We start from the raw sequence: 9,320 nt of genomic DNA on the forward strand, positions 1-9,320 counted from the left end.
TGCCCGCCTAACGACTCGGTTAGTGAGCGCCCACCAACCATCCGGTTAGTGAGCACCCACTAATCACCAGGCCCGCCTGAGCCCTGCGGGCCTAATTAACAGCGCCGGGACCTCGCGGCCATGAATTCTGCCGGCCGGCGATCAGGACAGGCGGCGGCGGAGCCACCAGAAGCTGACGATGGCCAGGGCGGCCGCCAGGCCCAGGAAGAGGGCGGTTTCGGCCAGTTGCAGCGTCCAGTACTGGCTGTCCGGGTGGTAGACCACGTTCTGCCGCAGGCCGAGCGAGCCCACCCATTCCGCGCACGAGCCGTTCGGCATGTCCGGGCCGCAGCGGGTCGTGTCCGCCGGGCCCGTGAAGACCTGGCCGGCCGCGGTGATCGGCTGGTTGGTGATCGTCCAGGCGTTGGCCACGTCGTTCGGCTCGATCGCCATTCCGCCGCTGCGGTCGATCATCAGCGCGTCCAGGTTGCCCATGTCCAGCGGCGGGGTCTCGTGCGTCGCGGGGGCCAGGTGCGTGCGCAGCCACAGCGGCATCGCCGCGACCAACGCCGTGTAGACCCCCAGCGTCGCGGCCATCGCCGGCACTGTGCGGCGCACCAGCATGCCCGCGGTGACGCCGAGGGTGAAGGCGAAGACGGCGTACGCGATCGGCACGATGCCCCTGGCCCCGAAGACCAGTGGGGTGATCCGGTCGGCCGCCGCGCTGTCGACCCGGCTCGCCCACGCGGTGACCGCCCAACTCAAGAGCCCCGTCGCGGCCGCGGTGGCCGCACCGACCAGGGCGAGCTTGGTCGCCAACCAGCGCGTACGCGTGATCGACTGGTTCCAGGCCAGCCGGTGCGTGCCCGCCTCGAGCTCGCGGGCCACCAGCGGCGCGCCCCAGAAGATGCCGATCAGCGGCGGTGCGGCGTACATGATGGCCAGTGTCGTGTAATAAACAGTGCCGCCGGCGCTGTTGTAGAACCGGGTCAGGAACGCGTCGATGGCGTTGCCGCAGTCGCTCTGGCAGGCGGCGACGCTCGCGTACAGGTCGGTGATGGTGCCGCGGCTGACCAGCAGCACGACGGCGAGTGCGGCGAGGGCGCCGGCGGCCACGACGGCCGGCGTGCGGAACTGGCGCCAGGTGAACCAGATCATCGGGCGGTCTCCAACTCGGGCCGGTGCGCTGCCACGGAGCGCGACAGATAGGCCAGGACCAGGTCTTCGAGGGTGAGCTGTTCGACGGTCAGCGAAGGGTCCTCGATCGGCACGAGGCTGCGCACGATGAACGTCGACTGCCGCTCGGTGTGGCTGTGCTCGATCGCCTCGGCGCCGGCGGGCAGGTCGGCGGCGTCGCGGCGCGCGCCGGTCAACCGGTAGTGGCTGCCCATCAGCTCGTCGATGTCGCCGGCCACGCGGACCCGGGAGTCGGTCAGCACGATCACGTAGTCGCAGACCCGCTCCAGGTCGGACACCAGATGCGAGGAGAGGATCACGCTGGACCGGTGCTCGGCGGTGTGCGCCATCAGGCCGCGCAGGAACTCGCGCCGGGCGATCGGGTCGAGGCTGGCCACCGGCTCGTCGAGGATCAGCAGCTCGGGCCGCTTCGCCACCGCCATGGTCAGCGCGAGCTGGGCCCGCTGGCCGCCGGAGAGCCGGCCCGCCTTCTGGCTCGGGTCCAGGCCGAGCTCGGCGATCCGGGCGTCGGCCAGCGTCTGATCCCAGCCGGGATTGGTGCGGGCGCCGAACCGCAGATGATCTTTGACCGAGAGATTGGCGTACGTGGGTGCGTCCTGCGCCACGAAACCGACTTTGGCGAGCTGCTCCGGTCCGTCGCCGGGGCGGCCGCCCAGCACGGTGACGCTGCCTTCGGTGGGGGAGAGCATCCCGACGGCGAGCTGGAGCAGGGTGGTCTTGCCGGCGCCGTTCGGGCCGACCAGCCCGACGACGCGGCCGGGTGGGATGTCCAGGGTGCAGTCGGTGAGCGCGACGCGCCGCCCGTACCTCTTGGTCAGGCCCTGGGCCTGGATGACCGGCTCGCCTGCCGTCGTCATGCCGACTCCTGTAACTGGCTGCGGAAGGTGGTGGCGAACAGCGCCTCGATGCTTTCCGGGTCGAGCCCGGCCGCCTGGGCCTTGCGCAGCCAGGCCCGTAGCTCCGCGCGCAGCGGCTCGACCGCGCCGGCCTCCTCGTTGAGGGTGCGGGCCACGAAGGTGCCGACTCCGGGGCGGGCGGTGACCAGGCCCTCGTACTCCAGCTCGCGGTAGGCCTTGAGCACCGTGTTCGGGTTGATCGCGACCTTGGCGACCACGTCTTTGATCGTCGGGAGTCGGTCACCCTCGCGCAGCAACCCGAGGCGCAGGGCCTGCCGCACCTGTTGGATCAGCTGCATGTAGGGCGCGACGCCGGAGCGACCGTCCAGATGAAACTCGATCATGGTTACCGCATTTCTCTAGTTTCATAGGACTATAGGGTGCGGCGGTGCGGCGGCGTCAAGGCTCGCGGTGCTGAGGGTTACCTGTGTGTCGGGCGCGCGGCGTACCGTTTCGGTTCGGACTTTGTTGTGTGAAGGGGTGCTGCGACTGTGCGGTTGACGGATTTCTGGACGCGGCTCGAGCAGGCGTTCGGGCCGGGGTACGCGGCCAGCATCGCCGCCGACCAGGTGCTGCCGCAGCTCGGTGGGCGCACCATCGAGCAGGCGTTGGACGCGGGGATCGAGACGGTCGTCGTGTGGCGGGCCGTGGTCGCGGCCTATCCGGACCGGGTGCCGGCGCGGTTGCGCTGAGCGTTTCTCGTTTGCGGCGTGTCGCTGCGGCGTGTAGAACACCTGTTCGGCTATTGTCCACAGCTGGCGGTTATCCACAGGCGCGGCACGGCGGCTGTTTTCTGTCATACCCAGCGCCTAGGTTGTCCGCGTGACGAAGAGTTCAAAGATGCCGGCGAAGGCAGGGGTGGCGGCGATGGCACAGGGGCCAGATCGAGACAAGGCGCTAGACCTTGCTCTCGCACAGATCGACAAACAGTTCGGCAAGGGCTCGGTGATGCGGCTGGGAGAGCGGCCGGTCATCCAGACGGCGGTGATCCCGACCGGGTCCATCGCGCTCGACGTGGCGCTCGGCGTCGGCGGTCTGCCGCGCGGGCGGGTCATCGAGGTCTACGGGCCGGAGTCCTCCGGCAAGACGACGGTGGCGCTACACGCCGTGGCCAACGCGCAGCGCGCGGGTGGCATCGCGGCGTTCATCGACGCGGAGCACGCGCTCGATCCCGACTACGCCAGGGCGCTGGGTGTCGACACCGACGCGCTGCTGGTCTCCCAGCCCGACACCGGTGAGCAGGCGCTCGAGATCGCCGACATGCTGATCCGCTCCGGCGCGCTCGACATCATCGTCATCGACTCGGTCGCGGCCCTCGTGCCCCGTGCCGAGATCGAGGGCGAGATGGGCGACAGCCACGTGGGTCTCCAGGCCCGGTTGATGAGCCAGGCGCTGCGCAAAATCACCGGCATCCTCAACAACTCGGGCACGACCGCGATCTTCATCAACCAGCTCCGCGAGAAGATCGGCGTGATGTTCGGCAGCCCGGAGACCACGACCGGTGGTCGCGCGCTGAAGTTCTACGCCTCGGTGCGTCTCGACGTGCGCCGCATCGAAAGCCTCAAGGACGGCACCGACGTGGTCGGCAACCGCACCCGCGTCAAGGTCGTGAAGAACAAGGTCGCGGCGCCGTTCAAGCAGGCCGAGTTCGACATCATGTACGGCAAGGGCATCTCCCGCGAGGGCTCCCTGATCGACGTGGGCGTCGAGCAGAACATCATCCGCAAGTCGGGCGCGTGGTACACGTACGACGGCGACCAGCTGGGCCAGGGCAAGGAAAAGGCCCGCGAGTTCCTCAAGGAAAACCCCGACGTGGCCGCCGAGATCGAAAAGAAGATCCTCGAAAAGCTCGGCGTGGGCCAGGGCGCCGGCGACGCGGCCGGCGGCCTCGAGTTGCCGCCGGTCGACTTCTGACCGGCTGACCGGCGATGGCCGGTCGACGCAGGGGTGCCCGTTCCGGCCGAGGCTGGGACGCGGCACCACCACGTCCCAACACCCGCCGCCCGCGCCCAGCCCCCGACGGCGAAACCCCAACGGACCCCGCGGCCGAGTTCCTCTGGCCCGAGGGAGCCGAATCCCTGGGCGACCCCTACGGCGGCCGCGCCGCCGTCCTGGACGACGACCCGCCGACCGCCGGACCCGAGGCTTCGATTTCGGGGGCCGGCGGCCGTGGCCGCCGGCGTGCTGCTGGTGGCGCGGGCTCTGGGGTTGACGACGGGTCGGGCGGCGAGGGTTCAGCTTCCATGCCTGGCGGCCGCGGTCGTGGGCGTGCGGGCTTCGGGGTTGGCGACGGCTCGGGCGGCGACGGTTCGGCTTCCATGCCTGGCGGCCGCGGTCGTGGGCGTGCGGGCTTCGGGGTTGGCGACGGCTCGGGCGGTGAGGGTTTGGGTTTCGGGGCTGACGGCCGCGGTCGTGGGCGTGCTGGTGGTGCCGGCTTCGGGCCTGACGGGCCGGGCGCCGGATCTGGGTCAGGCGGTGAGGATTTGGCTTCCACGCCTGGCGGCCGTGGCCGTCGGGGTGCTGGTCGTGGTGCGGGCTTCGGCATTGACGACGGGTCGGGCGTCGGGTCCGGTGAGGGTTCGGCCTTCGGGGCTACCAGCCGTGGCCGGCGGCGTGCTGCTGCTGGTGGTGGCGGGCAGGGCTCCGGCGGCGATGGCGCCTCGGGCGCTGCCGGCGGTCGGTCGGCGGGCGGCCGGGGGCGGCGTGGCGGCTTCGGCGCGCCGCAACGGGTCGTGGCCGAAGGAGAGTCGCCGCCGCCGGACGAGGCGGAGCTGGCCCGGGAGATCTGCCTGCGGCAGCTCGCGGTGCGTCCACGCACCCGCACCGAGCTCGCCCGCGCCCTGGCGCGCCGGGGCATCTCGGAGGAGACGGCGTCCGAGGTACTCGACCGCTACGACGAGGTCGGCCTGATCGACGACGCCGCGTTCTCGCGTGCCTGGGTGACCAGCCGGCACGCGGGTCGTGGGCTGGCCCGCCGAGCGCTGGCCAACGAACTACGCAAACGCGGGGTCGACGCCGACACCGCCGGCGCCGCCCTCGAACAGCTCGACGACTCGACCGAGGCCGAAACCGCACGCGCCCTGGTCGACCGCAAACTCCGCACCACCCGCGGCGACCCCGAACAGGTCTTCCGCCGGTTGGTCGGCATGCTGGCCCGCAAGGGCTACGCCCCGGGGGTGGCCATCCGCGCGGTCAAGGACGCCCTGGCGGCCCAGAGCGCCGAGGCAGCCGAGTTCGCGGACCAGGTCGACGTCGACGCCCTGGCCGAGGCCCAATCGGCGATGGAAGCCGACGCCGACCTCACCCGCCCCACCGACCAGGACTGACCACCGCACCACCCACCTCGCGGCCGGTGCCGATCCCTCGGGGCCGGCCTCGGCCGCCAGGTCGGTGGTCGCGGTGCCCGCGGCCGGCCGCTGATCGTGTGTGGCCGGTCAGGCAGAATGCGTGGCCAGCGCATGATCGGGTGAGGCTGATCTGGTGAAAACCCGGCGTGTCGCCCAGTCCAGTCACACACGATCATGCCCGGCCCGACCGACATACCCGATCTGCCGCACACGATCACCCGCCGAACCGTCGCGGGCGGAGTGCGCTTAACAGCCGCATCCAACCCGCCGGGCAGCCCCCGCCTCTGGCAAGGCCGACATGCTCGGGCCACCGGCTTTGTTCACGACGACAGGCTCCACCGCTGCGGCACTCGTCTGCATCACGACCGAGGCGCGGTTCCTGGCCATCAATCAGATGCGGACTCACCACCCGAACCCAACCTCCGGGACACCTCGCCAGAGGGCTGCTCTTCCGGGCCGCGGTGCGGGGGAGGCCGGGCGCGGCAAACCCCGAGCCATGCCTCCGCGCAGCTCCGCGAGCTATGCGCATCTGCGTCGGGCCGCGAGCTATGTCTCCGCGTCAAACCGCGAGCGGTGCCTCCGTGTCGCGCCGCAAGCTAGCTTCTGCGTCGCGCCGCCAGCCACGGCTCCCGTCTGACACCGCGGGCCGTGCCTCGACGCCACACTGCGGGCCGTGCCTTGGGCGTCACACCGCGAGCCATGCCTCCGCGTCGGGAGTCAACGCCAACTCCAGACACCGTGCCTGATGTGCCGGCAGCGGAGGCACATCAGCGGGATCGAACCAGCCAACCGCCACCGACTCGTCGTCGTTAACCCGGGCTTCCCCCGACGCAAGCCGGCAGCGCACCCCAACGGCGTACCACCAAACCTGGTCCCCGTTCGGCCCCACCGACAGGTCCAGCGCCTCCACGGACAGCAACCGCTCGACGACCACGTTGACCGCGGCCTCCTCGCGTACCTCGCGGACCGCCCCGGCAGCCGGTTGTTCCCCCGGCTCCAGGCAACCCGTCGTCAGCGCCCACTCCCCGGTGTCCGAGCGACGCACCAGGAGCACCCGCCCACGCCCGTCCAACACGACCGCGATGACACCCACGAGCGGCAACGGTGCGCGACCCACCACCGCACGCAACGCGACGACGAAATCCGGTATGGCCACCAGTGGCACGCTAACGACCGACCTCAACGGTGACTGTGGACCGTCGCTGTGGCACCATCGGGTATCCACGTTGCGCGACCGCGCGATTACCGACACGCCACGTGGATGCTGTTGGCAACTTTAGTAATGGTTCGAAGCGTGTTGAGCAGGTGGTGAGCGCATCCGTGCCCTATGTCCCTCGCCCAGCCGGATCATGAGTCCTTGACCGAACGGCCCCTCGCGACCTAGCCTCGCGTTACAGATTGGATAGCCCGACCATCGCAGGCTAAGCGCACAACATAGATCGCGTAACAAGACGGCATCACTTTTGGCCAGCTACACGGCCACATACCCCGTTTTCGGACAGGCCGGTCCGGTGACGAGGTGATAGCAGCACCGGCCAACCGGCGGCGCAGAGGCGCACCGTCGGTCGGCTCGACACGGCCACAGCCGCCTCGGTCGGGCGTCCGTACAGCCGCGCGTGAGAGCGGGAGGGATACCCCCTCCCTTGCGCCGGACCGGTGAATGGAGGCGTCATGACCGGGCGACACCGGCGATGCCGCGGTAGGGACGTCGCAGCATGAGCGAGCGAAGCGAGCGCAGGCGGCTCAGCTCCCTGGGCTCTTGCTCCGCCGCCCGAAGGGGGGCGGCGGCATGAGCTCACTCGACGTCGTACTCCTCTCCGCGGTCGTTCTTCTCGCCGCCGCCGTCCTGGTCGGTCTCGTGCTGGGCGCCCGCGCACTGCGCCGGCTCAACGCCCAACCCGTCGGGCCCAAGCCCGAGGACCCCAGCTACACCGCCGAGCGCGAGCGGCACGAGCAGTCGTTGGCGACGCTCCGCACCAAGGCCGAAGAGGTCAGCACCACCGTCGACACCGCGAAGTCCGCTGCCGCCGCCGCGCGCACCGAGGCCGCCGCCGCCAAGGCGGAAGCGTCGTCCGCCCGGGCCGAGGCGCGCCGGGTACTCGACACCGCCCGCGCCGAAGCCGACTCCGTGCTCGAGCGCGCGCACAAGCAGGCCGAGCAGGAAGCGGAACAGCTACGCGCCGCCGCTCGCCGCAGCGGCGAGCGCGAGGCCGCCATGCTCGCCGCCACCACCAAGGAGCACGCCGCCGACGTCGAGCGCCGCGCCGCGCGGATGGACGAGCGCGAGCGGCTGCACAGCGAAGAGGTCGAGCGGCTCACGGAACGCGAACGAAGGCTCACCGCCGCCACCGCCGAGTTGGCCGCACGCGACCAAGGGCTGACCGCCCGCGAAGCCGGCATCGCCGAGGCCGAGGAGCAGCGCCGCAAGGAGCTGGAGCGGGTCGCCAACCTGACCGCCGAGTCCGCGCGCACCGAGCTCATCGAGTCGATCGAGGTGCAGGCCAAGCGCGAGGCGGCGATCCTGGTCCGCGACATCGAGGCCGACGCCCGCTCGACCGGCGAGCAGCGCGCCCGGCACATCGTGGTCGAGGCGATCCAGCGGGTGGCCAGCGAGCAGACCGCCGAGAGCGTCGTCAGCGTGCTGCACCTGCCGGGCGACGAGATGAAGGGCCGGATCATCGGTCGCGAGGGCCGCAACATCCGCGCCTTCGAGTCGGTCACCGGCGTCAACCTGATCATCGACGACACACCCGAGGCCGTACTCCTGTCGTGCTTCGACCCGGTCCGTCGCGAGATCGGCCGGCTCACCCTGGAGAAGCTGGTCCTCGACGGCCGGATCCACCCGCACCGCATCGAGGAGGTCTTCGAGTCCGCCAAGCAGGAGGTCGAACGCCTCTGCCAACGGGCCGCCGAGGACGCCCTCGTCGAGGTCGGCATCACCGAGATCCACCCGGAGCTGATCACGCTGCTGGGCCGGCTGCGGTACCGCACCAGCTACGGCCAGAACGTCCTCAAGCACCTGGTCGAAACCGCCCACATCGCCGGCATCATGGCCGCCGAGCTGCGCCTCGACGCACCCCTGATCAAGCGCGGCGCCTTCCTGCACGACATCGGCAAGGCCCTCACCCACGAGGTCGAAGGCAGCCACGCCCTGATCGGCGCCGACCTGGCCCGCAAGTACGGCGAGTCAGACGAGGTCGTGCACGCCATCGAGGCACACCACAACGAGGTCCAGCCCCAGACCATCGAAGCGGTGCTCACCCAGGCGTCGGATGCCTGCTCCGGAGGCCGCCCGGGCGCGCGCCGCGAAAGCCTGGAGGCCTACGTCAAGCGCCTCGAGCGCATCGAAGAGATCGCGGGCGGCAAGACCGGCGTCGAAAAGGTCTTCGCGATGCAGGCGGGCCGCGAGATCCGCGTCATGGTCAAGCCCGACGACATCGACGACATCGGCGCCGCCGTCCTCGCCCGCGACGTCGCCAAGCAAATCGAGGAAGAGCTCACCTACCCAGGCCAGATCAGGGTCACGGTCGTGCGCGAGTCGAGGGTCACCGAGATCGCCCGCTAAGGGAGCAAAAGCCGCGGTCCCGGATTCGTCGGGGGCGCGACCGTTGCTCATTGGGTGATCCTGGTGCTGCCTGGTTGTTGGATGGCCGGGTAGCACCTGGGCCGTTAGATCATCGCCAACCGTTGCAGCCCCCGGTTTGAGGGCCTGCGGGAGTTTCCGCGGGGTCTGGCGGTCCGGGACATCCCGACTGGCAACAGGGCTACTGCGCCGTTGAGCGCCCGTCAATGAGCGTCCGGCAGTGATGTCCCGAACCACCAGGTGCTTCCCCACTGGGTTGAGCAGCGGAGGAGCTTGGGTTGAGTGTGACTGATGACGGCGGCGCGGCGCGAGCGGTGA

Annotated in this window: 8 protein-coding genes; 4 read left to right on the forward strand and 4 right to left on the reverse strand. The window is 70.5% G+C overall.

Annotation, left to right across the window (positions count from 1 at the left end):
• Positions 1–141: 141 nt before the first annotated feature.
• Genes CHC05_RS33620 through CHC05_RS33630 form a run of 3 tightly spaced genes read right to left on the reverse strand, consistent with a single transcriptional unit; the run spans position 142 to position 2,416 of the window.
• Positions 142–1,137 carry an ABC transporter permease subunit gene (locus CHC05_RS33620; protein WP_089254665.1) on the reverse strand — a complete coding sequence of 332 codons (996 nt, stop codon included), beginning with the start codon at positions 1,135–1,137 and terminating at the stop codon, positions 142–144.
• Complete coding sequence (locus CHC05_RS33625) at positions 1,134–2,033, reverse strand: ABC transporter ATP-binding protein (RefSeq protein WP_089254666.1); 900 nt, start codon at positions 2,031–2,033, stop codon at positions 1,134–1,136. The genes CHC05_RS33620 and CHC05_RS33625 overlap by 4 nt, the downstream gene beginning before the upstream one ends.
• A complete protein-coding gene (locus CHC05_RS33630; RefSeq protein WP_089254667.1) occupies positions 2,030–2,416 on the reverse strand; it encodes a GntR family transcriptional regulator in 387 nt (128 codons plus the stop codon). The genes CHC05_RS33625 and CHC05_RS33630 overlap by 4 nt, the downstream gene beginning before the upstream one ends.
• Before the next feature lie 147 nt (positions 2,417–2,563).
• Between CHC05_RS33630 and CHC05_RS33635 the strand changes: the two genes are divergently transcribed.
• From CHC05_RS33635 to CHC05_RS43190, 3 genes are all read left to right on the forward strand, one after another.
• Positions 2,564–2,764: a DUF3046 domain-containing protein gene (locus tag CHC05_RS33635; RefSeq protein WP_089254668.1), complete on the forward strand. Its 201-nt coding sequence runs from the start codon at positions 2,564–2,566 to the stop codon at positions 2,762–2,764.
• Positions 2,765–2,939: 175 nt separating this feature from the next.
• Positions 2,940–3,986, forward strand: a complete 1,047-nt coding sequence (gene recA / locus CHC05_RS33640) for a recombinase RecA (RefSeq protein ID WP_089254688.1) — start codon at positions 2,940–2,942, stop codon at positions 3,984–3,986.
• 818 nt (positions 3,987–4,804) lie between these two features.
• The gene (locus tag CHC05_RS43190) at positions 4,805–5,398 is read left to right on the forward strand and encodes a regulatory protein RecX (protein ID WP_089254669.1); all 594 of its coding nucleotides are present in this window, start codon (positions 4,805–4,807) and stop codon (positions 5,396–5,398) included.
• A gap of 706 nt (positions 5,399–6,104) precedes the next feature.
• Here the strand turns inward: CHC05_RS43190 and CHC05_RS33650 are convergent.
• Entirely contained in the window at positions 6,105–6,575 is a 471-nt protein-coding gene (locus CHC05_RS33650) for an NUDIX hydrolase (protein WP_089254670.1), read from the reverse strand.
• 633 nt (positions 6,576–7,208) lie between these two features.
• On the opposite strand from CHC05_RS33650, the gene rny reads away from it, so the two are divergent.
• Positions 7,209–8,984 (forward strand): ribonuclease Y, encoded by a 1,776-nt coding sequence (gene rny / locus CHC05_RS33655; RefSeq protein ID WP_089254671.1) that lies wholly within the window; start codon positions 7,209–7,211, stop codon positions 8,982–8,984.
• The last annotated feature ends 336 nt before the right edge of the window (positions 8,985–9,320 follow it).

This window comes from Asanoa hainanensis, from assembly GCF_900188485.1.
Lineage (GTDB): Bacteria > Actinomycetota > Actinomycetes > Mycobacteriales > Micromonosporaceae > Asanoa > Asanoa hainanensis.